Annotated in this window: 19 protein-coding genes; 11 read left to right on the top strand and 8 right to left on the bottom strand. The window is 69.7% G+C overall.

Features of this window, described 5'->3' with window-relative positions:
* Positions 1–28 precede the first annotated feature (28 nt).
* The 4 genes from ACPYOG_RS06605 (at position 29) to ACPYOG_RS06620 (ending at position 4212) form a co-directional block, all read left to right on the top strand.
* Complete coding sequence (locus ACPYOG_RS06605) at positions 29–871, top strand: hypothetical protein (protein ID WP_481293450.1); 843 nt, start codon at positions 29–31, stop codon at positions 869–871.
* On the top strand, positions 859–2949 hold the full coding sequence (locus ACPYOG_RS06610; RefSeq protein ID WP_481293451.1) for a DUF7927 domain-containing protein: 2091 nt from the start codon (positions 859–861) through the stop codon (positions 2947–2949). The genes ACPYOG_RS06605 and ACPYOG_RS06610 overlap by 13 nt, the downstream gene beginning before the upstream one ends.
* Before the next feature lie 75 nt (positions 2950–3024).
* A complete protein-coding gene (locus ACPYOG_RS06615; protein ID WP_481293452.1) occupies positions 3025–3315 on the top strand; it encodes a DUF6504 family protein in 291 nt (96 codons plus the stop codon).
* Positions 3316–3369: 54 nt separating this feature from the next.
* A complete protein-coding gene (locus ACPYOG_RS06620) occupies positions 3370–4212 on the top strand; it encodes a DUF3097 domain-containing protein (protein ID WP_481293464.1) in 843 nt (280 codons plus the stop codon).
* A 29-nt stretch (positions 4213–4241) separates the two neighbouring features.
* On the opposite strand, the gene ACPYOG_RS06625 is transcribed toward ACPYOG_RS06620, so the two are convergent.
* Positions 4242–4673, bottom strand: a complete 432-nt coding sequence (locus ACPYOG_RS06625) for an NUDIX hydrolase (RefSeq protein ID WP_481293453.1) — start codon at positions 4671–4673, stop codon at positions 4242–4244.
* A 91-nt stretch (positions 4674–4764) separates the two neighbouring features.
* Between ACPYOG_RS06625 and ACPYOG_RS06630 the strand changes: the two genes are divergently transcribed.
* Genes ACPYOG_RS06630 through ACPYOG_RS06640 form a run of 3 tightly spaced genes read left to right on the top strand, consistent with a single transcriptional unit; the run spans position 4765 to position 10462 of the window.
* Positions 4765–5472 (top strand): hypothetical protein, encoded by a 708-nt coding sequence (locus ACPYOG_RS06630; RefSeq protein WP_090042237.1) that lies wholly within the window; start codon positions 4765–4767, stop codon positions 5470–5472.
* Positions 5473–7059, top strand: a complete 1587-nt coding sequence (locus tag ACPYOG_RS06635) for a DNA polymerase Y family protein (RefSeq protein ID WP_481293454.1) — start codon at positions 5473–5475, stop codon at positions 7057–7059.
* Positions 7060–7075: 16 nt separating this feature from the next.
* Positions 7076–10462 carry an error-prone DNA polymerase gene (locus ACPYOG_RS06640; protein WP_481293455.1) on the top strand — a complete coding sequence of 1129 codons (3387 nt, stop codon included), beginning with the start codon at positions 7076–7078 and terminating at the stop codon, positions 10460–10462.
* Between the two features lie 74 nt (positions 10463–10536).
* On the opposite strand, the gene ACPYOG_RS06645 is transcribed toward ACPYOG_RS06640, so the two are convergent.
* From ACPYOG_RS06645 to ACPYOG_RS06655, 3 genes are all read right to left on the bottom strand, one after another.
* The gene (locus ACPYOG_RS06645; protein ID WP_481293456.1) at positions 10537–11382 is read right to left on the bottom strand and encodes an AMP nucleosidase; all 846 of its coding nucleotides are present in this window, start codon (positions 11380–11382) and stop codon (positions 10537–10539) included.
* A 36-nt stretch (positions 11383–11418) separates the two neighbouring features.
* Positions 11419–12156 (bottom strand): VIT1/CCC1 transporter family protein, encoded by a 738-nt coding sequence (locus ACPYOG_RS06650; protein ID WP_481293457.1) that lies wholly within the window; start codon positions 12154–12156, stop codon positions 11419–11421.
* A 134-nt stretch (positions 12157–12290) separates the two neighbouring features.
* Positions 12291–14066, bottom strand: a complete 1776-nt coding sequence (locus tag ACPYOG_RS06655; protein ID WP_481293465.1) for a DEAD/DEAH box helicase — start codon at positions 14064–14066, stop codon at positions 12291–12293.
* Positions 14067–14181: 115 nt separating this feature from the next.
* On the opposite strand from ACPYOG_RS06655, the gene ACPYOG_RS06660 reads away from it, so the two are divergent.
* Complete coding sequence (locus ACPYOG_RS06660; protein ID WP_481293458.1) at positions 14182–14970, top strand: SGNH/GDSL hydrolase family protein; 789 nt, start codon at positions 14182–14184, stop codon at positions 14968–14970.
* A gap of 14 nt (positions 14971–14984) precedes the next feature.
* Here ACPYOG_RS06660 and ACPYOG_RS06665 read toward each other — a convergent pair whose 3' ends face one another.
* Together ACPYOG_RS06665 and ACPYOG_RS06670 are read right to left on the bottom strand one after the other, a co-directional pair.
* Positions 14985–16241, bottom strand: coding sequence for a D-alanyl-D-alanine carboxypeptidase family protein (locus ACPYOG_RS06665; protein WP_481293459.1), 1257 nt, complete (start codon positions 16239–16241; stop codon positions 14985–14987).
* A 19-nt stretch (positions 16242–16260) separates the two neighbouring features.
* Positions 16261–17085 (bottom strand): TrmH family RNA methyltransferase, encoded by an 825-nt coding sequence (locus ACPYOG_RS06670; protein ID WP_481293466.1) that lies wholly within the window; start codon positions 17083–17085, stop codon positions 16261–16263.
* 164 nt (positions 17086–17249) lie between these two features.
* Between ACPYOG_RS06670 and ACPYOG_RS06675 the strand changes: the two genes are divergently transcribed.
* Together ACPYOG_RS06675 and ACPYOG_RS06680 are read left to right on the top strand one after the other, a co-directional pair.
* On the top strand, positions 17250–18095 hold the full coding sequence (locus ACPYOG_RS06675) for a Sir2 family NAD-dependent protein deacetylase (protein WP_481293467.1): 846 nt from the start codon (positions 17250–17252) through the stop codon (positions 18093–18095).
* Positions 18096–18135: 40 nt separating this feature from the next.
* On the top strand, positions 18136–18735 hold the full coding sequence (locus ACPYOG_RS06680) for a histidine phosphatase family protein (protein WP_090038289.1): 600 nt from the start codon (positions 18136–18138) through the stop codon (positions 18733–18735).
* 41 nt (positions 18736–18776) lie between these two features.
* On the opposite strand, the gene ACPYOG_RS06685 is transcribed toward ACPYOG_RS06680, so the two are convergent.
* Together ACPYOG_RS06685 and ACPYOG_RS06690 are read right to left on the bottom strand one after the other, a co-directional pair.
* Positions 18777–19856: a glycosyltransferase family 4 protein gene (locus ACPYOG_RS06685; protein ID WP_481293460.1), complete on the bottom strand. Its 1080-nt coding sequence runs from the start codon at positions 19854–19856 to the stop codon at positions 18777–18779.
* Complete coding sequence (locus ACPYOG_RS06690) at positions 19853–20794, bottom strand: alpha/beta fold hydrolase (RefSeq protein ID WP_481293461.1); 942 nt, start codon at positions 20792–20794, stop codon at positions 19853–19855. The genes ACPYOG_RS06685 and ACPYOG_RS06690 overlap by 4 nt, the downstream gene beginning before the upstream one ends.
* Positions 20795–20993: 199 nt before the next feature.
* Here ACPYOG_RS06690 and treS point away from each other — a divergent pair.
* A partial coding sequence (treS, locus tag ACPYOG_RS06695) for a maltose alpha-D-glucosyltransferase (RefSeq protein ID WP_481293462.1) occupies positions 20994–22690 on the top strand: 1697 nt, incomplete at its 3' end.

Below are 22690 nucleotides of genomic sequence, written 5' to 3' on the forward strand. Positions count from 1 at the left end.
CCGCGGAAACCGCCGTCGGGGTATCGCAATGCTGGCGGCGGCCTGCGCCGCAGTCGGTGCACTCGTCGGCATCATCGTCATCCCCCAGCACTTCTCGGATGCGGCGGCCACGGCGGTGTCGACGATCTACACGACCGGAAGCAACGCCTCCAACGGCACCGCTGCCGCCTCCGCCGACGCGCCGAAGGGTGTGGCGACGGGAACCGCGAAGCCGGGCGACCTCCTGAAATGGATCGTCCCGTACCAGAACAACACGGGTGCGAACGCATCGGTGAACCTCAAGGACGACCTCAGCAAAGCAGGCGCGTTCGTCGCCGGCTCGCTCCAGCTTCCTCCGGCACAGAGCGCAGCGGGCGGGGTGACTCCCCAATACACGACCGGAGGGGCATGGACGACCGGCGTACCCCCGGCCTCGGCCACAGGCATCGGATTCACGGCGACGATCGCGCCGCAGGGCACGCAGCAGCTTTCCGTCCCATTCAGCGAGCCTCCGCGCGGCACCATCACGATGACCGGCGGCGATGCCTACAACGTCGTGGTTCGCAACAGCCTCGTCTACGCGGTGTATCACCACAACACCGGCCCGTATGTCTTCTGCGCTCAGGCAAGCGGATCCACATGCCCGGGATGGCCCACCAACAGCAACGTGCAGTCCTGGTCGGCCACCGTGGGCGCGCCGATCGGGACAGGCACGCCCTTCGCGGGCAAGACCCCCAGCAGACGGGCACCTGGCTCGTGGGCGCCAAGCTCTACTGGTACAACGGGCTCACGGACAACTCCAGTGTCGGAATCTCCTGTCTGGACCTTTCTCCCACGACTCCGACCAGTTGCGGATACACCGCACGTGCAGGCGGCGCTGTGGACAACGTGACCTACGGCGCGCAGATCAACGGCACCGGACTGCCGGCGTCCAACGGAAACACCTACAGCGCAGCGGTGCACGCCAGCAGTCAGGCCATCCTTCTCTGCACCACTCCGACGATGGTCGCCTGCGCGGGGGCCACTCTCCGTGGGGCTGGGGTGACCACCTCGACCCACTTCACTTCTTCCGCCTTCGGCGACTACGTGTTCGCCAGCGTGCGACAAGCGTCGACGAACCCCTGGCAGACCTTCTGCTTCAACACGACCACAGGGGCTCTATGCCCCGGATCCTGGCCGATCAATTCATCGCTTCCGACAGCGAACAAGGGAACCCCGTTCGCTCCCATTCTCAGCAAATCCGGCGCTCTGACGGGTATCTGCACCCTCGTGAACGGTATCGGCACCTCGTCGCAGTGCTTGAGCTTGACCGGTGCCTCGGTCTCCAATCCATATGACACAACGGGCGCCGGCTTCCCGATCGGTGCCAATGACTCGGGAGACGCCTACGCCGTCGGGACGAAGGTGTACGTGTCGAACGGCAACCAGGTGATCTGCTTGGACTTCGCGAACTGGGGACTGCTGGGGAGAGTCCCGGCGTGTGCAGGTTTCACGCTTGTCGGCAACGCGCGCAACTACACGGTCCGCGACGCCACGGATATCGGGAGCGGCTGCTTGGTGGCCACAGGAGACGGCGGTCAGATCGTCTTCTTCAACGCGAGCACCGGCGGCACGTGCACGTCGACCCCTCCGGCAACGATGACCGTCACACCCCAGGGCTACTACTGCGGAACGGGCGCGGCATCCTTCAGCCGATGGGGAACCCTCACCCTCCCCGGTCTCGTCAGCATCACCTACGCGAACTCATCCGTCACCCTGCGAGACCAGAACAATGCCGTGATCAGCGGATTCGACAACGTCACTGTGAGTCGGGGCGGATCGCTCAGCCTCGCAGCCATTCCTACAACGGTGACCTCGATCACGGCATCCGTCACGGTCAACGGCGTGACCAATGCGGCGGGGGTCGTCACCGGGCAGATCGCCATCAGCTGGGTGGGCACTCCACCGGAAATGTGTTTCCAGACCAAGGCACCCGCCGTCGCGTGCGATGCGGCAGCCGCTCTGATCGTGTCCAACCAGGCGACCGCAGTGACGACCTCTACTGCGGGCAGCGACGCTCCGGCCGGGAACACGACAGGGGTGGCCCAATTCACCGACCGGGCTGATCCGTCCCAGTGCGGACTAGCCGTCAAGAAAGTGTCCGCCGTGCAATCGGCGCACTCAGGAGACAAGGTCGCGTACACGATCACGGTGAAGAACACCGGAACGCAGTCGTACACGAACGCAACCTTCTCCGACGATCTGACGGATGTGTTGAAGGATGCCCGGTACAACGGCGATCAGTCCGCCTCGACCGGGACGGCATCCTGGTCGACTCCAGTACTGTCCTGGGCGGGCGGCCTGGCGCCGGCGGCGGTGGCGACGATCACGTACTCGGTGACTGTGAACAATCCGGATGCCGGTGACCACACGCTGGTCAACACAGTGGTGTCCCCGACGACCGGAAGCAACTGCCTCCTCGGCTCGAAAGACCCGCTCTGCACGGTGACCGTAGAGGTGACGGTCTCCGACGTGCTGTGGCGCAAGACCGATGCGACGGCCGCCAAGAACATCCTCCCGGGCGCAGCGTGGACCTTCACACCGGTGGATGGGGCCGGCAAGCCGGCGGGACCGGCGATCACCGTGACGGACTGTGTGGCCGAATCGGCGTCCTCGTGCACCGGCGCCGATCTGGACCAGCTCGGTGGATCCTTCCGGATCACCAATCTGGGCCCCGGCACGTACCAATTGCGGGAGACCCAGGCGCCGGTCGGATTCATGGTGGCACCCAACCCGATCACGGTGACCATCCTCGCCGCCTCGACCACGGTGACCCTCGCGGACGTCCAGAACAAGCAGTTGCCCGTGCCGCTGATCCCCCTCACCGGTGGCCTCGGCACGGATGTGCTGACGTTCACCGGCGCCGGGCTGCTGACTGCGATGCTGTGCCTGGCGGCGGTCCACCTGATCCGACGGCGGCGTTCGGCGTGAGGATGGGATTGCCGGCCGGCGGCCGGTGGCTATACTTGTTCTTCGAACATCTGTTCGACAGGCGAGGTGAACAGCATGACCGAGATCGACGAGGCGGTCGCCGTGTGGACGACCGACGAGGGCATCCCCACGCGGCTGGTGTGGCGCTCCACTCGCTACCGGGTGTCCGACACTCCCACGGTGTGGGCGGAGGTGTGCGCTTGGTGGCGGCCATTCGGCGAGCATCGTTACACGACCGGCAGCCTTCCACGCGAGATCGGCGGCTGGCGCTTCCAGGGCACCAGCGAGGACGGCATTGCGCACATGTTCGATGTCCGGCACGACACGGTCGACCGGTCCTGGCGGCTGGTGCGGGTCTTCGACTGAGCGCAGCGTGCCTTCCGGCTTTCCCGCACGCCGTCGCATAGCCTCCATCGGGTGATGGACGATCGCTACGGAACGGATGTGCTCGCCACCGGCTGGAAGAACGCCGGCCGCAAAGTCGTGCCCACCGTCGAGGCCGTGAAGGAGCTGGTGGTCGAGGATGCGACGACCGGGTTCTGCGGGGCGATCACCCGGCTGGAAGCGCAGACCGTCGAGCTCGAGGACTACTTCGGGAAGAAGCGGGTGTTCCCACTGACCGGCTCGTTCCTGATCGACGGTGAACCGGTCCGGCTCGTAGTGCCGTCACGCGCACCCCAGGGGCCGACGCGCACCGCCTCCGGATCGCTCGCGGTCGGCGACCAGAAGGCGCGAGTCGCCCGCGCGAGCCGCATCTTCGTGGAGGGTCGTCACGACGCCGAGCTCGTCGAGCGCGTCTGGGGCGACGACCTCCGCGTCGAGGGAGTCGTCGTCGAGTATCTGGAGGGTGTCGACGACCTGGACGCGATCGTCGCCGAGTTCCGCCCGGACCGCGGCCGTCGCATCGGCGTGCTGGTGGACCATCTCGTGGCCGGATCCAAGGAGAGCCGCATCGCGGATCAGGTGTCGCGCGGCCCGTATGGCGCGCACGTGCTCGTCGTCGGGCATCCCTTCGTCGACATCTGGCAGGCGGTCAAGCCCTCGCGGGTGGGCCTCGCGGAGTGGCCGCGCATCCCGAGATCCGTCCCCTGGAAGCACGGGATCTGCGACGCGCTCGGGCTGCCGCATGCGACGCAGGCCGACATCGCGCGTGCCTGGAAGCGCATCCTGGGCCAGGTTCGCTCCTATTCCGACCTCGAGCCCGAGTTGCTCGGCCGGGTGGAGCAGCTGATCGACTTCGTGACGGAACCGCAGGGGCGGTAGGGGCGGTAGAGGTCGGGACCGGTAGGGCGTCACCAGCCGTATTCGGTGTACGTCTCGCCGCGCAGAAGCGCTTCGATCCCATTACGGATGACGGGGATGACATCCTCGGGCAGCGCCTGCGCTTCGGCCCACACCAGTTCTGATGCCTTGTCCGGCTCGCCGACGATCGGCTGGACGCCGGCGGGGAGGTCCGCGGTGAAGAAGAAGTCGATGTAGGTATCGCCGTCGGCGCGGCCGTGCTGCACCAGCGCGAGGCGCACGCGCGCGGGATCGAGGACGAGGCCGGTCTCCTCGCGTGCTTCACGCAGCACGGCCGCGGTGGCGGACTCCCCCGGCTCGATGTGTCCGGCGGGGAGGGACAGCTCGCCGTCACGGTAGCCCGTCCCGCAGCGGCGCTGCAGCAGGATGCGGCCGCCGTCGAAGAGGCAGAGGTAGACCGCGGCGGGGTAGGTGGCGCGCACGTCTCCATTGTGGGTCGTGGAGGCGGCGGGAGTTCTCCACAACACAGGATTTTCAGTTGCACCATTCGAACATGTGTTCGAAAATGGAAGCATGACCCTGGCAGCCCCTCACCTCAGCGAACCGGTCGTCGACCGCGCGCAGGTGCATGAGCTGCAGACCCGGATCCGGCAGATGCAGGCCACCAAGCTCGAGAGCCGCACGCTGCAGACGCATCCCGCACTCTTCCCGCTGCTGCCGGGTGGTGCGCTCAAAGCCGGTGCAGCGTACTCGGTGCGGGGGTCGACCACACTGCTGATGGCCATGCTGGCCGGCCCGAGTGCCGCCGGGGCCTGGTGCGGTGTGGTCGGGATGCCCGATTTCGGCGCAGAGGCGGCCGGACGCTTCGGCATCGACCTCGAGAGGCTCGTGCTGGTGCCGCATCCCGGCGACGACTGGCTGACCGTCACCGCGGCGGTCGTCGACGTGCTCAGCGTGGTCGTCGTCTCCCCGCCGTCCCGCGCGAAAGACGGCGATGTCGCCCGGCTCACCGCCCGCCTCCGGCAGCGCGAGGCGACCCTGATCGTGGCCGGCGACTGGCCACAGGTGGAGGCGACCCTCACCGTCGCGCGCAGCGGGTGGGACGGTCTCGGCACGGGCAACGGCTACCTCTCCTCACGGAGGGTGACGGTCGAGGCCGCGCCGCGCGGGGGCACCGGTCCGCGCCGCACCGCCGAGCTGTGGCTGCCTGCCCCGGATGAGCAGTTCCGGGCAGAGAGCTTCGGCGCCGCCGGCCCCACCCGGCTCGAGGCGGTGAGCTAGATGACCGGGAGTGGAGGTCATCCGAGGGCCGTCACCCGCGCGATCGTGCTGTGGTGTCCCGACTGGCCGGTCATCGCAGCACAGCAGTCACTCGCGCTGGCCGCCGACCTGCCGCTGGCGCTGGTGGAGAAGGGGATGGTGTTCGCCTGCTCGTCCGCGGCCCGCGCCGATGGCGTCAAGCGTGGCCTGCGGATGCGTGAGGCGCAGGCACGCTGCCCGCAACTGGAGGTGGTGCCCTACGACCCGGTGCTGGATGCGCGCGCGTTCGAACCGGTGCTCGCCGCGATCGAGGAGATCACACCCGGCGTGCAGCCGGTGCGTCCCGGCACCTGCGTGCTGCGCGCGCGGGGGCCGGCGCGCTACTACGGCGGCGAGGAGGAAGCGGCCGCCGAGCTGCTGCGGTGCCTGGAGGCGCTGGGGCTGCCGGATCCGCGGGTCGGCATCGCCGATGGACCCTTCGCGGCGGAGCAGGCCGCCCGCTCCACCGGCCTCGCCCGCGTGCGCGTCATCCCGTCCGGCGGCTCCCCCGCGTTCCTGGCGCCACTCTCCGTCGCCCAGCTGGGTCTGACCCAGCCGGGTCTGGCCGAGCTGACACCGCTGCTGCGCCGGCTCGGCCTGCACACGCTCGGAGACATCGCCGCGCTGTCCCGCATCGACATGCGGGAGCGGTTCGGTGAACGCGGCGAGCACGCGCACACCCTCGCCAGCGGGCTGGATGGCACAGCGGTGGTGCCGCGGACGCCGCCGAAGCAGCTCGACCGGGCCATCGAGTTCGAGCCTCCCCTCGATCGGGTCGACCAGGTGACCTTCGCCGTGCGCGGCACCGCGGAGCAGTTCGTCGCGGGCCTCACCAAGGCGGGACTGGTGTGCACGTCGCTGCGGGTGGAGGTGACCGACGAGTCCGGCCGGGTCAGCGAGCGCACCTGGTTGCATCCGCGGCTGTTCTCGGCGCCCGACGTCGTCGACCGGGTGCGCTGGCAGTTGCAGGGTGCCGGCGCGATCGACTCGGGGCTCTCGTCGCCGATCTCCCGGGTGGTGCTCGAACCCGAGGCGGTCGACGACATCGGCCACCACGAAGACGGCCTGTGGGGCGGCGGCGCCGATGAGCGCATCCATCACGGCCTCACCCGGGTGCAGAGCATGCTCGGGCACGATGCCGTCGTCACGGCCACGATCGGCGGCGGGCGCGCGCCTGCCGAGCGGCAGGTGCTGGTGCCGTGGGGCGACCGTCCGGTTGGTCACGCGCGAGCCGACCGTCCCTGGCCGGGGTCGTTGCCCGCCCCGGCGCCGTCGACGGTCTTCGAGGTGCCGCGACCCGTCGCCGTGCTGACGGAGGAGGGCGCCGCGGTCGAGGTGACCGACCGTGGCGACGTCACAGCGCCGATCGCCCGCTTCTCCCCCACGGGAAAGGCGGCGGATGCGCGTCCGGTCGACTCCTGGGCGGGTCCGTGGCCGGTTCGCGAGCGGTGGTGGGACGCCTCCCTCTCCCGCGCGATGCACCGCTTCCAGCTGGTCGACGCCGACGGGACCGCTTGGCTGCTCGCCCTCGCCGGCTCCGGCTGGTTCGCAGAGGCACGGTACGACTGATGGGCGGGTGGGGCTGATGGGATGGAACAACCCGCCGATTCCCTGGGCCGAGTTCGAGCGCAGGCTCTCCGGACGGCGCACCGGGCAGCAGGCCGATGAGCGGCCGTCGTCGCGGAAGCGGGCGAAGTATGTGCCGCAGCCGATCTCGGACGCTCCGGAGGATGCTGTCCCCTACGCCGAGCTGCACACGCACAGCAACTTCAGCTTCCTCGACGGCGCCTCCTCGCCGGAGGAGCTGCTGGAGGAGGCGACCCGGCTCACCCTGCACGCGCTCGCGCTCACCGACCACGACGGCCTGTACGGCGTCGTGCACCTGGCTGAGGCGGCCGAGGCCTACGACCGGGTGAAGACCGTGTTCGGCGCCGAGCTGTCGCTCTCGCTGACCAAACCGCAGAACGGCGAACCCGATCCGGAGGGCAGCCACCTGGTCGTGCTCGCCCGACGGCAGGAGGGCTACCACCGTCTGGCCGCAGCGATCACCGCCGGGCAGCTGGCCGGCGAAGAGAAGGGCCGGCCGGCCTACCGCCTCGACGAGCTCGCCGAGCAGGCGGCCGGCGAGTGGATGGTGCTGACCGGGTGCCGCAAGGGCGACGTCCGGCAGGCACTCGCCGAGCACGGTGAACGGGCGGCGGAGCGCGAGGTGGCACGGCTCGCCGAGCTGTTCGGGCACGACAACGTGCTCGTCGAGCTGATCGACCAGGGCGGTCCGCGCGATTCGACCGACAATGACATCCTCACCCGCATCGCCGCCCGGCTGCGGCTTCCGACGGTCGCGACCAACAACGCCCACTACGCCGGCCCTGCGCAGTATCCGCTCGCCACCGCTGTCGCCGCGGTGCGCGCCCGGCGCAGCCTCGACGAGCTCGACGGCTGGCTGCCCGCCGCGGGCGCCGCCCACCTCCGCAGCGGCGCCGAGATGGCCCGCCGCTTCGCCCGCTACCCCGGAGCCGTCGAACGGACGGTCGACGTGGCCGACGATCTGGCCTTCCGCCTCCGCAGCGCCCGGCCCCGCCTGCCGAGACAGGAGGTGCCGGACGGCCACACCCCGATGAGCTGGCTCCGGGAGCTGACCTGGCGCGGCGCGGCCGAGCGCTATCCCGACCTCGACCGCAATCCGGCCAAAAGGGAGCGCATCGAGCGCGAACTGGACGTGATCGAGGCGAAGGACTTCCCCGGGTACTTCCTCATCGTCCACGACATCGTGCAGTACGCGCGGGGCCAGGGCATCCTCTGCCAGGGCCGCGGCTCCGCCGCCAACTCGGCGGTCTGCTACCTGCTCGGGATCACCGCCGTTGACTCCATCAAGTACGGGCTGCCGTTCGAGCGCTTCCTCTCCAGCATGCGCGAGGAGGAGCCCGACATCGACGTCGACTTCGACTCCGACCGGCGTGAGGAGGTCATCCAGTACGTCTACCGGAAGTACGGCAGGCACAACGCGGCCCAGGTCGCGAATGTGATCACCTACCGCCCCAAGAATGCGGTGCGCGACATGGCGAAGGCGCTCGGCTATTCGACCGGGCAGCAGGACGCCTGGAGCAAGCAGATCGACTCGTGGGGCTCTGTGCAGACCAGCGATGACCACGATATCCCGGACGACGTGGTGGGTCTCGCACAGCAGGTGCTGAAGTTCCCGCGGCACCTCGGCATCCACTCGGGCGGGATGGTGCTCACCGACCGGCCCGTCGGCGAGGTCTGCCCGATCGAGCACGCCCGCATGGAGAACCGCACGGTGCTGCAGTGGGACAAAGACGACTGCGCGTGGATGGGCCTGGTCAAGTTCGATCTGCTGGGCCTCGGGATGCTCTCGGCGCTCGACTACTCGATGCGCACCATCGAGGCGTCGCTCGGCGAGGCGTGGACGCTCGACAGCATCCCGAAGGAGGAGCAGGGCGTGTACGACATGCTCTGCCGGGCCGACTCGATCGGCGTGTTCCAGGTCGAGAGCCGCGCGCAGATCGGCACATTGCCGCGCCTGCAGCCGCGCTGCTTCTACGACCTCGTGATCGAGATCGCGCTGATCCGTCCCGGTCCCATCCAGGGCGGCGCGGTGCATCCATACATCCGTCGCAAGCTCGGGAAGGAGACCGTCACCTACCTGCATCCGGCACTGGAGCCCGTGCTGGAGCGGACCCTGGGCGTCCCCCTGTTCCAGGAGCAGCTGATGCAGATGGCGGTCGCGGTCGGCGACTGCACGGCGGAAGACGCCGACCTGCTGCGCCGCGCGATGGGCTCCAAGCGCGGAGTGGAGAAGATCGAGGCGCTCAAGGCGAAGCTGTACGCCGGGATGGAGCACAACGGCATCACCGGGGATGACGCCGACGCGATCTACGCGAAGATCGAGGCCTTCGCGAACTTCGGCTTCGCGGAGAGCCACGCCATCAGCTTCGCCCTGCTGGTGTACGTCAGCTCGTGGATGAAGCTGCACTACCCGGGGGCGTTCCTCGCCGCGCTGCTGCGCGCCCAGCCGATGGGCTTCTACTCGCCGCGCACGCTCACCGCCGATGCGCGCAGGCACGGCGTCGTGGTGCACCGGCCGGACATCCAGCGATCGGGCGTGTTCCCGCTGCTGGAGCCGCTGGACGAGGCCCATCCCGGTCCGACCGGCTCCGATCCGTGCCTGCAGGCCGAGCAGCCGCCGATCGATCCGTTCGACCGCGCCGTCCGCCTCGACTTCGCCGCCCACCGCCGCGACGCCGGGCATGCCGTCCGGCTGGGACTCGCCGGTGTCACCTCCCTCGGCGAGAAGCTCGCCGAGCGCATCGTCGCCGAGCGGGAGGCGTACGGCCCGTACCGCGACCTCGGCGACCTCGTCCGGCGCACGGGCCTGAACACCGGCCAGTTGGAGGCGCTCGCCGCGGCCGGTGCATTCGAGGGCTTCGACCTGAGCAGACGGCAGGCGATCTGGGAGGCCGGCAACGCCGCGCAGGAGCGCCCGGAGTTCCTCGCCGGCACGGCGATCACCGTGCAGCCGCCGCTGCTGCCGATGCTCTCCCCCGCGGAGCAGCTCGCCAGCGACCTGTGGGCGACCGGGATCTCGACCGACGACCATCCCATCCGGTTCCTGCGTCCGGCGCTCGCCTCCCGCGGCGTGCGTCCTGCGGACACCCTCGCCGAGGGCGAGTCCGGCCGCCGGATCGAGGTCGGCGGGGTGGTCACGCACCGCCAACGACCGGCGACGGCGGCCGGCGTGACCTTCCTGAACATCGAGGACGAGACCGGCATGGTCAACGTGGTGTGCCCGGTCGGCGTGTGGAACCGTTACCGCCGCGTGGCCCGGCAGGCGCCGGCGATGATCGTCCGCGGCATCCTGGAACGCAGCGAGGAGGGTGTGGTCAACGTGGTGGCCGACCGGCTCGAGGCGCTCGACACGGGCATCCGCACCGTCTCCCGGGACTTCCGTTGAGCCCCCGCGCATTCGTCACGAATGTCGTGTTCCGCCGAGCCCGACGCAACATTCGTCACGAATGCCGCGGGCGGTCAGTCGTCCTCGAACCGGAGGTGCCGCACGCTGCGACCGTTGCGGCGCACCAGGCGCAACGCCTCGACCCCGATGCGGATGTGGACCTCGACGAAGTCGCGCGTCACTCCCCGATCGCTCTCCGTGGTCTTCACACCCTCCGGCGTCATCGGCTGATCGGAGACCAGCAGAAGCGCCCCGCTCGGGATGCGGTTGGCGAAGCCGGCCGCGAACACCGTCGCCGTCTCCATGTCCACCGCCATGCACCGCGTCCGCTTCAAGTACTCCTTGAAGGTGTCGTCGTGCTCCCAGACCCTGCGGTTGGTCGTGTAGACCGTCCCCGTCCAGTAGTCCTGCTGAAAGTCACGGATGGTGGAGGACACGGCTCGCTGCAACTGGAAGGCCGGCAGAGCGGGCACCTCCGGCGGCAGATAGTCGTTCGACGTGCCCTCGCCCCGGATCGCCGCGATGGGGAGCACGAGGTCGCCGAGCTGGCTCTTCCGTTTCACCCCGCCGCACTTTCCGAGGAACAGCGCCGCCTTCGGCGCCACCGCAGACAGCAGATCCATGATCGTCGCGGCATTCGGGCTGCCCATCCCGAAATCCACCATCGTGATGCCGTCGGCCGTCGCGTTCGGCATCGATCGGTCGAGACCGCGCACCTCGGCGCCGTACCACTCGGCGAACCGCTGGACGTAGTCCCCGAAGTTCGTCAGCAGGATGTGGTCGCCGAACTCCTCGAGCGGCGTTCCGGTGTAGCGGGGCAGCCACTCCCGGACGATCTCGGCCTTGTTCCGCAGCGAGGCGTGCGGGGGCACCATCACCGGCGTCACCGCCGTGTCCACCGTGTTCTCTGCATCGACCACGCTTCGTGTCCTCTCGCCTCTGCCGGTCTGCCGGCCCTAGCCCCCGATGCGTGTGCCGAGCAGGCTGCCCACCAGGAACGTCGCGGCCAGCGCAAGGGCGCCGCCCACCACCACTCGTACCATGGCACGAACTCGGGAGCTGCCGCCGATCCACGCCGCGATGTATCCCGTGACCGCAAGCGCGATCAGCACGGCCACGAACGTGACCGGGATCCGCACGTCGGCCGGCAGGAGGATGGTGAGCATCGGCAGCACCGCGCCGCACGTGAACGCCACGGCCGAGGCGAGCGCGGCGTGCCAGGGGCTGACCACGTCGTCCTGGTCGATGCCGAGCTCGGCGGAGAGATGTGCGGCCAGAGCGTCGTGCTCGGTGAGCTCGATGGCCACCTGCCGAGCGGTCGCGGCCGAGAGTCCGCGTTGCTCGTACAGGCCGGTCAGCTCGTCGAGCTCCTCCTCCGGCATCTCGGCCAGCTCGCGACGCTCCTTCGCGATCAGCGAGCGCTCGCTGTCCCGCTGGCTGCTGACGGACACGTACTCGCCGAGCGCCATCGAGATCGCCCCACCCACCAGGGCGGCGAGCCCCGCGGTGACGATCGCGGCGACGGAGGCGGTGGCTCCCGCGACGCCGACCACGACCGCCGCGACGGAGACGATGCCGTCGTTCGCACCGAGGACGCCCGCGCGCAACCAGTTCAGGCGCTGCGCCAGTCCCGAACGGTGCGGCTCATCCGGATGCTGCTCCGGTGCCGCTCCGTCTGCCATCGCTTCGCTCATGTGCCCGACCCCATCTTCAGCTCGTCTGCCCGGTCTTCGTCCGCTCGACCTTCGTCCGCTCGACCCCTCGACCTCGGCCTCGTGGCCCCAGCCTAGGAAAGTCCGCAGGCCGCCGCCACGAAGGTTCGGCGACCCTAATGAGCGCCCAGCCGTTTCCGCAGGAAGTCGATCCGGGACTGCAACTGGGTCACGCTCGCCTGCGCGACCGCGGGCCCTCCGCACACCCGCCGCAGTTCGGCATGGATGAGCCCGTGCGGCTCCCCGGAATTCTTGGAGTACAGCCCGACCAGGCTGTTCAGCAGCTGCCGTTGCTCCTTCAGCGTGCGATGCAGAGGCGCGGGCGGGTGTCCGTCCGCCGTTGCGGGCCGCGACGAGTGACGGCGGGCCTGCCGCTGCTGCCGCTGCAGAAGCAGCTCGTGCACCTGCTCGGGTTCAAGGATTCCCGGGAGGCCGATGAAGTCCAGCTCCTCGTCGGTCCCCGGCTCGGCGAACCCGCCGAACTCCTTGCCGTCGTAGACGACCCGGTCGAAGTTCGCCTCCGATCCGAGGGCCTCGAACGCGAACTGCTCGGTCAACGCCTCCGACGCCCGCTCGTCCCGGTTCGCCTCGGCGACCATCGCATCCTCGGGGTTCCACAGGTCGCCCTCGGCGTTCTCGTCGGTGACGCGGTCGAGCGCGTGGTCGCGCTCCAGCTCCATCGCGTTGGCGAGCGCCATCAGGTTCGGAACGTTCGGCAGGAACACCGACGCCGTCTCGCCGCGCCGCCGGGCGCGCACGAAACGGCCGATCGCCTGCGCGAAGTACAGCGGGGTGGATGCGCTGGTCGCGTACACCCCGACGGCCAGCCGGGGCACGTCGACACCCTCCGACACCATCCGCACCGCGACCATCCAGCGGGACTCGCTCTTCGCGAACTCCTCGATCCGGTCGCTCGCCTCCTTCTCGTCGGAGAGCACCACGGTCACCGGCTCGCCGCTGAGCTGCTGCAGCAGGTCGGCGTACGCCCGCGCCGTGTAGTGGTCGGTCGCGATCACCAGGCCACCCGCGTCCGGGATGGAGTTGCGCACCTCGGTGAGGCGGCGGTCGGCCGCGGACAGCACCGCCGGGATCCACTCGCCGCGCGGATCGAGCGCGGTGCGCCACGCCTGCGCGGTGATGTCTTTCGTGTTGCCCTCGCCGAGCCGCGCCTCCATCTCGTCGCCGGTCTTGGTCCGCCAGCGCATGTGGCCGGCGTAGACCATGAAGATCACGGGGCGGACGACGCCGTCCTCGAGCGCGCGCCCGTAGCCGTAGTTGTAGTCGGTGACCGAGGTGCGGATGCCCTGGCGGTCGGGCAGATAGGTCACGAACGGGATGGGCGCCGTATCCGAGCGGAACGGTGTCCCGGTGAGCGAGAGCCGGCGCGTGGCGCGCTCGAACGCGTCGCGGATCCCGTCGCCCCAGCTCAGCGCGTCGCCGCCGTGATGCACCTCGTCGAGGATCACGAGGGTCTTGCGCGCCTCCGTGATGTCCTTGTGCAGGCTCGGGCGCATCGCCACCTGCGCGTAGGTGACGGCGACGCCCCGGTAGTGCCGGGCGTACCGCCCCTCGGAGTTCTTGAAGTCGGGATCGAGGTGCAGCCCGACCCGCGCCGCCGCCTCCGCCCACTGGCGCTTGAGGTGCTCGGTCGGGGCGACCACAGTGACGCGCTCGACGACACGTCGCGAGAGGAGCTCGGTCGCCAGTCGAAGGGCGAAGGTCGTCTTGCCGGCACCAGGGGTGGCCGCCGCGAGGAAGTCGCGCGGTTCGTGAACGAAGTACGCGTCGAGGGCTTCCGCCTGCCAAGCACGCAGCTTGCCCGCAGTCCCCCACGCCGCGCGCTCCGGGAACGATGGCGACAGATGCTCGGCGGCGAAGCTTCCGGCGTGCACGCCGGGTCGCTCGGACTCCTCGAAGGGCTCATCCGGAATGAGTGCTGCTGACGTCTCCACTTGGATCGAATCTACCCGAGACCGCTGACAGAGTCGTTCGATGCAGAATGGGGGCATGGCCGCTGCACAGCATCCCTGGTCCCGCTACGTCGCCCTCGGGGACTCGTTCACCGAGGGGATCGGCGACCCGGAGCCCGGCAGCCCGGGCGGCCACCGCGGCTGGGCCGACCGTGTCGCCGAGGTGCTCAGCAGACAGACCGACGACTTCGCGTATGCGAACCTGGCCGTCCGCGGCAAGCTCATCAAGCAGATCCTCGACGAGCAAGTGGAGGCGGCGGTCGCCCTCCGCCCGGACCTGATCACCATCTCGGCGGGAGGCAACGACGTCATCCGCCCGGGCACCGACCCCGACCAGATCGCCCTGCTCTTCGACGAGGCCGTCTCGCGGCTCAGGGCGGACGGGGCGACCATCGTCGTCTTCACCGGTGTGGATGTGGGCTTCTCGCCCGTGTTCCGCGGCATCCGCGGCAAGGTGGCGATCTACAACGAGAACGTCCGCGCTGTCGCCGCGCGCTACGACTGCATCGTGGCGGACCAGTGGGCGCTGACCGAGATCCAGGACCAGCGGATGTGGGCGCCCGACCGCCTGCACCTGGCACCGCTCGGACACCACACGGTCGCGCGCATGGTCCTCGCCGCGCTGAACGTGGAGAACGACCTCCAGCCGCTCGAGCCGGAGCCGCTCCCGCCGCGGACCTGGCGCCAGGCCCGCTCCGAGGACCTCTCGTGGGCTCGCGAGTTCCTGGTCCCCTGGGTGATCCGCCGCATCCGGCATCAATCGTCGGGCGACCACGTCACGCCGAAGCGCCCCGACCCCGGTCCGTTCTTGCTCGACCGCGACTGACGCCGCCGGCCCGGCTAGGTGCCCAGGCCACCGGGGTGCGCGAGCCGCCACCCGAAGCCCGGGTCCGGCACATCGCGGGCGAGAGCGAGCGGCACCGTCTCCGTCTTCCCGTTCAAGGTGAAGGTGCCCTCGCCGAGGACGTCGCCTTTGAAGCCCGACGACAGCGGCCGCGTCTGCAGATCGACCTGGATGGGCGTGTCCGACCACACCAGGAACGTCTTCGTCTCGGTCGCGATGAGCTTCGACGACACGCCCCAGGCGGTCGTGTAGGTCCCGAACGCCTGGCCCTTCTCGACCGGCGTCACCGGGTGGAAGCCGTTCTTCATGCTGGTGAGCAACGCCTGCACCCCGGCCCAGAGCTCGTCGTGGCTGGAGGCGCCGAGCACCACACCGAGCACCCGGACCTTCGAGGTCCCGACCGGTACCTGGGCCGAGAACAGCAGACAGTACCCGGCCTGGTCGGTGTTCCCAGTCTTGATCCCATCCATCCCGTCGAAGCCGAGGAGGGCGTTGGTGTTGTCCTGCGCGCCGGCGCCGGGCAAGGTCGCGTTCTTCATCGCGACGATCGACGACAGCGCCGGTGACGCGAGCACGAGCTTCCCGATCCCGATCAGGTCCTTCGTCGTGCTGACGTTGCCCGGGTCGAGCCCGTCCGGCGTGACGACCTTGGTTCCCGTGAAGCCTTCGTGTGCGAGCCAGCCGTTCGCCGCCTTCAGGTACGCGTCGGTGGACCCGAACGCCCAGTTGGCGAGCGAGATGGCGTAGTTGTTGGCCGAGGGCAGCAGCATCGCCTCGAGCGCCTGCTTCTCGGTGAGCGAGGTCCCCGCGACCACCGGCGCCCAGGACCCGCCGGCTGCGATGACGCCGTTCCAGATGTCCACATCCCGCCGGGTGAAGGCGATGTCCGGACCCTGGTCGCCGCCGTTCAGCGGCTTCTTCTCGAGCACGACCAGCGCGGTGATCGTCTTGGTGATGCTCGCGATCGGCACGCTCGCCGTGCTCCCGTGCGAGGCGGACGCGCCCGGATAGTCGGGCGCCACGATCGCGGCAGAGCCGTATCCGGGCCAGGCGAGCTGAGCCGCGGGCTGCACCAGCGTCTTCTCGTGGGCGACCGCCGCCGCGGTCGCGGGAACCGGGGCCACCAGTGAGGTGACGACGTACCCGAACGCCATCAGCAGGGCGATCACGATGCCGAAGACGACGAACCGCCGCCGGCGGTACACCTTCCGCGAGACACGGCGCGGCGGATCGGCGAGGACTTGCTGGGACACCCTCGGATAGTAGCCGGGACTAGCGATGCGCCGGCTGAGAACGCGCGCGGAGCGCCCACAACGCCACGGCCGACGCCGAGGCGACGTTGAGCGAGTCGACGCCGTGCAGCATCGGGATGGTCAGCACGGTGTCCGCGGCATGGAGCGCACGCCGGGTGAGCCCGTCGCCCTCCGCGCCGAAGACCATGGCCACGCGGTCCGGCGGGTCGGCGGCGTACTCGTCGAGCGTGACGGCGTCGTCCGCGAGGGCGAGGGCCGCGATCGCGAACCCGGCCTCATGCAGCAGCGGCTCGGCCGCATCCCACTCCGGCAGCCGGGTCCACGGCACCTGCAGCACCGTGCCCATGCTCACCCGGACGCTCCGCCGGTAGAGCGGATCGGCGCAGCGCGGCGTGACGAGGACCGCGTCCGCTCCGAGGCCGGCGACCGAGCGGAAGATCGCGCCGACGTTCGTGTGGTCGACGATGTCCTCCAGGATCACCACCCGCCGCGCATCCCGGAGCAGATCGGCCGGGTCGGGCAGCACCGGCCGGTGCATCGCGGCCAGTGCGCCACGATGGAGGTGATAGCCGGTGAGCCGCTCCAGCACCGCCGCGTCGCCGACGAAGACGGGGACGTCGGGATACTCGGCCAGCAGTGGCTCGACGTCGGCGAGCCACTGCTCCTGCACCAGCACGGACCGGGGCCGGTGGCCCGCCGCCAGCGCCCGCGTGATCACCTTCGTCGACTCGGCGATGTACAGCCCGCCCGCCGGCTCCGTGACGCGCCGCAGCGCGACATCGGTCAGGCGGGAGTAGTCGGCGAGGCCATCGGCGTCGAGGTCCTGGATGCGGTGCACGAGCATATGCACCAGCCTGCCAGCACCGGCAGCCCCGTGGTGCACATCGAGCCGCCACATCCGGCCGCATCCGGCCGCCGCATCCAGCCACATCCGGCCGCCGCATCCAGCCGCCCGAAACAAATCGGAAAACTGGGGTGTTTAGACTGCGAGAGGATCTGGAGGTGCCTGTGACCACGCTGACGACCGCGCTGCCGCCGGAATTGGCGCGCGGCATCGACCAGGCCGTCGAGCTCCTCTCGGGCCGCAGCTTCGCTGTGCTGACCGGGGCCGGCGTCTCCACCGACTCCGGAATCCCGGATTACCGCGGTGAGGGCGCCCCGCAGCGCACACCGATGACGTTCCAGCAGTTCCTCTCCGACGACCGCTTCCGCAAGCGCTACTGGGCCGGCAGTCACCTGGGCTACCGGCGCTTCGCGGCCGCGCGACCCAACGACGGCCACCGCGCCCTCGCCCGCCTCGAGGCGACCGGTGGTGCGAACGGCGTCATCACCCAGAACGTGGATGGGCTGCACAAGCAGGCGGGATCGCGCCGGGTCGTCGACTTGCACGGGGCGATGGACCGGGTCCTCTGCCTGGTCTGCGGCCAGATCTTCGCCCGCGAGGCGATCACGGCGCGCATCGACGCCGCGAATCCGTGGCTCGAGGCGGAGGGCGCGGTCGAGATCGCGCCGGACGGCGACGCGATCGTGAGCGACATCGACGCGTTCACCGTCCCCGACTGCACCGTCTGCGGCGGGCACCTGAAGCCGGACGTCGTGTTCTTCGGGGAGTTCGTCCCCGCCGAGAAGTACCGCGAGGCCAGCGCGCTGGTCCGCTCGGCCGAAGCCCTGCTCATCGCCGGGTCGTCACTCGTCGTCAACTCCGGCATCCGGCTGCTGGAGGAGGCACGTCGCCGTCGGCTGCCGATCGTCATCGTCAACCGCGGCCAGACGAAGGGCGACGGTCGCGCAACCCTTAAACTGGACGGCGGGACGACGGAGACGCTGGTCGAGCTCGCCGAGCGGCTGGCCTGACCGGCACGAGGGATCCGCGTCCGACAGCGAAAGGACGCGTGTGACCTTCATCTCTCTCGTTCGGCACGGTGAGACCGACTGGAACCGCGCCAAGCGCATCCAAGGCTCCAGCGACATCCCGCTGAACGGCACCGGACGGGCCCAGGCCGAGACGACGGGACGCGCGCTCGCCGGCGGCCGCTTCGACGCGATCTATGCGAGCCCGCTCTCGCGTGCACTGGAGACCGCGCAGATCATCGCCGCGCATGTCGGCCTCGACGAGCCGGCCACGCTGCCTGCGGTCGCCGAGCGCAACTACGGCGACGCCGAGGGACTGACCGGCGAGCAGATTCTCGCCCGCTGGCCCGAGGGGACCGTCGTGCCGGGGCGTGAGTCGAGGGATGAGGTGGTCGCCCGAGCGCTTCCCGCCCTGCGTGAGCTCGGCGAGCAGCACCCCGGCGAGAACGTCATCGTGGTGAGCCACGGCGGCGTCATCTCGTCACTCGTGCGCCATGTGACCGATCACGCGCTGCCGGCGCCGGGCGAGCTGATCCCCAACGGCTCCGTCCACCGCTTCGTGTACGACGACGGCGAGCTGACGCTCGACCGCTTCAACCTCGGCCCGGAGGACCGCGACCTCTTCACCGCGTCCGTGATGTGACGCCCGTCCGTCATGAGACGCCCGCCTGCCAGGGATACGCGTCAGCGCCGGCGGGACGCGACCTCGGTGAGGACCGCGAGCAGCCGTTCGGCCGAGCCCTCCCAGGTGTACCGCTGGGCCTGCGCGCGCGAAGCGGCCGAGTGCGCCGCCCACGTGCCGTCCTGCTCCAGTTGCCGCACCCGCGCGGCGACCTGCTCGGGCGCATCCGCGTCGAAGAACAGTGCCGCATCCCCGCCGATCTCCCGGAAGATCGGGATGTCGCTGACGACGACCGGCGTTCCGAGCGTCATGGCCTCCAGCAGCGGGATGCCGAACCCTTCGTCGTGCGAGGCGGACACCAGTGCGGTCGCAGCGGCAAGGGTCTCCGCGTAGTCCGCATCGCTGGCGCCGTCGTGGAACACGAGCCTCGCGCCGGGCGCGAGCTCCGACAGCCGTCGCCGTTCGGCATCGGACACGCGACTCATCAAGTGGAGAGTGTGGTCCGGCAGCAGCGCGGCCGCACGGACCAGGGTGTCGACGTTCTTGTACGGCATGAACGAGCCCATGTAGACGAGGCTCTTCGTCTCCGGCGCCGTCCGCTCCGCGCGCCCGGGAGCGAGCGCCGGCATGTCCGCCGCATTCGGGACGACGTGCACCGGCCGTTTCGTCAGGTCGTGCTCCGCGATCAGCGCCTTCGTCGTCTCCGAGACGGTGACGACCGCGTCGGAGCGGTTCAGCAGCATGCGCTGCGGCCACCACGCCAGGTGGTACAGCCGCCACAGCCCCCGGACGAACGCGGGCAGATCGCGCGGAGGGGTCGGGTGGCGGTAGTAGATGAGGTCGTGCACGGTCAGCACCAGGCGGTACTTCCGCCCGAAACCGCCCATCGTCTGCATGGGAGTGAACACCACGTCCGGCTGCAGCCTGTTGACGACGCGCGCGACCCACGGCTCTCCGACGGAGGTCGGGGACGGGACGATCTCCCACGGCAGGTCGGGCAGCAGGTCGAGCTGGCGATGGTCGTTGATCAGCATCGTGACGGGATGGAGTTTCCCCAGGGCCCCGACGAGGCCGGCCGTGTAGCGGCTGATGCCGTCGTGCCGGCCGATCCGGGTGTAACGGCAGTCGAAGAGGATCCTCACGAGCGCTCCCCCAGGAAGCGCTCGATCGCGCGGGCCGCATCCACCGGCGTCTCGTAGTGGATGAGGTGCCCGACCTTCGGGATGACGACCAGCTCCGCCTGCGGGAAGAGCCTCTGCAGCCGGTACTCCGCGGCGACCGGCGTGATGTCGTCTTTCTCGGCCGCCACAAGCAGGGTCGACTCCGGGATGCGCGCCGCATACTCGCTCACATCGTGCGACACCGAGGCGCGGAACGCCTCCAGGACGACCTGCCGGTCGCTGAACGCCGAGAAGTACCGGTCGTGCTGGTCGTGGATCCAGCGCCGTAGCGCCGCATCCTTCGTCTTCGCCATGGTGATGCTCATCACCCGGACGATGAGGCGGTTCCGGAGCAGGGCGAAGCCGAGTCGTTCGGGGAGGACCGCGGCGAGCCAGTAGTAGAAGATCGCGAGCCGCGTGAACACGCCGCGCGGACCCTCGAGCGCGGGCTGCCCGATGGGGTTCACGAGGACGACGGCGTCCGGCCGGGCGCCACCGCCCGTGCCTGCGTCGTCGCCCGCCACCGCGTCTTCGCCCGCGTGCGCAGCGAGCGAACCCGCGACCACGATCGACCCGAACGAGTGCCCCAGCAGCACGACGCGCCCGCCGAGATCGAGCGCTGCGACGAACTCCTGCAGCCACCTCCCGTACCCGTGGATGTCGTGCGCCGCCTCCGTCATCGGCGTCGACGCGCCGAACCCGGGGAGGTCGGGCGACACCATCCGTACGCCGTCGAGCTGGGCGACGACCGGCTCCAGGCCGTGGTGGTCGCCGCGGAAGCCGTGGACGAGCACCAGCGTCGTCGCCGCATCCCGCTCGCCGTAGTCCCAGTACCGGGTGGTCGAGCCGAGGATGCCGACCTCCTCCTCGCGCACAGGCACGCGCTCCAGGGCGTCGGCGTAGGGTGAGGTGACAGTCATCGCGTCCAGTCTAGGCAGGACTGGACAGGCGACCGTCCGCACGTCCTAGACTTCTCTGGTTGCAATCGCTTGCACCGCAGTGCGGCGGCTTGCGAACATCCCCGCACCACCGCTCGACCATCGGCCTGCACCACTCGCTCCACCACCCTGCCGCCCCGGCCTCGTCCGTCTCCCCCGGACCCCCGCCAGAAGGAGAACCGTGAGTTTCACCGCGCCCATCACGCTGCCCGGGCTCGCCCTCGACCCCCAGTGGTACCGCCGTTCGGTGTTCTACGAGGTCATGGTGCGCTCGTTCGTCGACAGCAACGGAGACGGGTCCGGCGACATCAGCGGGCTCACCTCGAAACTCGACTACCTGCAGTGGCTCGGCATCGATGCGCTCTGGCTCCCGCCGTTCTTCCAGTCGCCGCTGCGCGACGGCGGCTACGACGTGTCGGACTTCACCTCGATCCTGCCGGAGTTCGGCACGATCGACGAGTTCCGCGAGCTCGTCACCAAGGCGCACGAGCGCAACATGCGCATCATCATCGACCTGCCGATCAACCACACCTCGGACCAGCACGAGTGGTTCCAGCAGTCGCGGTCCGACCCCGACGGTCCCTACGGCGACTTCTACGTCTGGAACGACACGGACGACAAGTGGCCGGACATCCGCATCATCTTCGTCGACACCGAGGACTCCAACTGGGCCTTCGACGAGGCCCGCCGGCAGTTCTACTTCCACCGGTTCTTCTCGCACCAGCCCGACCTCAACTTCGAGAACCCCGCCGTCCACGAGGCGATGTACGCCATCGTGAAGTTCTGGCTGGACCTCGGCGTCGACGGCTTCCGCCTGGATGCCATCCCGTACCTCTACGAGTCCGACGAGGGGAACGGCGAGGGCGAGCCGAAGACCCACGAGTTCATCATCAAGCTGCGCGAATGGGTGGACCGGGAGTACCCCGGCCGCATCATGATCGCCGAGGCGAACCAGTGGCCGCGCGAGGTCGCCGCGTTCTTCGGCAGCGAGGAGGAGCCGGAGTGCCACATGGCGTTCGACTTCCCCGTCATGCCGCGCATCTTCTACGCGCTGCGTTCCCAGCAGGCCGGGGAGCTCGTCCGGGTGCTGTCGGAGACGACCGACGTCCCCGAAGGCGCCGCGTGGGGCGTCTTCCTGCGGAATCACGACGAGCTGACGCTCGAGATGGTGAGCGAGGAGTACCGCCAGGCGATGTACGGCTGGTACGCCTACGACCCGCGGATGCGCGCCAACATCGGCATCCGCCGGCGCCTCGCCCCGCTGCTCGACAACTCGCGGGCCGAGCTGGAGCTGGCGCACGCCCTCCTCTTCTCGCTGCCCGGCAGTCCGTTCCTCTACTACGGCGACGAGATCGGGATGGGCGACAACATCTGGCTGCCCGACCGCGACAGCTCGCGCACACCGATGCAGTGGACGCCGGACCGCAACGCCGGCTTCTCCAGCGCCGACCCCGGCAAGCTGTTCCTGCCGATCGTCCAGTCGCTGGTGTTCCACTACAACCAGGTCAACGTGGAGGCGCAGCTCGCCCAGTCCCGGTCGCTCCTGCACTGGATCCGCAACGTCATCCACGTGCGGAAGGCGCATCCCGTGTTCGGCCTGGGCGACATCCGGGTGCTGCCGACCGACCACGAGTCGGTCCTCGCGTTCGTGCGCTCCTATGCGGGCAGCGGGACGCACTTCGGTGACCAGCCGGAGGACGTGCTGTGCGTGTTCTCGTTCGCGCACAATCCCGTCTCGGTCACCCTGGAGGCGCCCGAGTTCGCGGGGCGCGCGCTCTACGACCTGTTCGGCGGGGCGGAGTTCCCGACGGTCGCCGACGACGGCCGATTCACCCTGACCCCTGTCTCTTATACACATCTGACGCTGCCGACGACGGA

The organism is Leifsonia sp. HAY1-4F (assembly GCF_056755275.1).

Coding starts and splice junctions, on each gene's coding strand:
- ACPYOG_RS06605 (WP_481293450.1), top strand. CDS start 29: ATGCTGGCGGCGGCCTGCGCCGCAGTCGGTGCACTCGTCGGCATCATC.
- ACPYOG_RS06615 (WP_481293452.1), top strand. CDS start 3,025: ATGACCGAGATCGACGAGGCGGTCGCCGTGTGGACGACCGACGAGGGC.
- ACPYOG_RS06620 (WP_481293464.1), top strand. CDS start 3,370: ATGGACGATCGCTACGGAACGGATGTGCTCGCCACCGGCTGGAAGAAC.
- ACPYOG_RS06630 (WP_090042237.1), top strand. CDS start 4,765: ATGACCCTGGCAGCCCCTCACCTCAGCGAACCGGTCGTCGACCGCGCG.
- ACPYOG_RS06635 (WP_481293454.1), top strand. CDS start 5,473: ATGACCGGGAGTGGAGGTCATCCGAGGGCCGTCACCCGCGCGATCGTG.
- ACPYOG_RS06640 (WP_481293455.1), top strand. CDS start 7,076: ATGGGATGGAACAACCCGCCGATTCCCTGGGCCGAGTTCGAGCGCAGG.
- ACPYOG_RS06650 (WP_481293457.1), bottom strand. CDS start 12,156: ATGAGCGAAGCGATGGCAGACGGAGCGGCACCGGAGCAGCATCCGGAT.
- ACPYOG_RS06660 (WP_481293458.1), top strand. CDS start 14,182: ATGGCCGCTGCACAGCATCCCTGGTCCCGCTACGTCGCCCTCGGGGAC.
- ACPYOG_RS06670 (WP_481293466.1), bottom strand. CDS start 17,085: ATGCTCGTGCACCGCATCCAGGACCTCGACGCCGATGGCCTCGCCGAC.
- ACPYOG_RS06690 (WP_481293461.1), bottom strand. CDS start 20,794: ATGACTGTCACCTCACCCTACGCCGACGCCCTGGAGCGCGTGCCTGTG.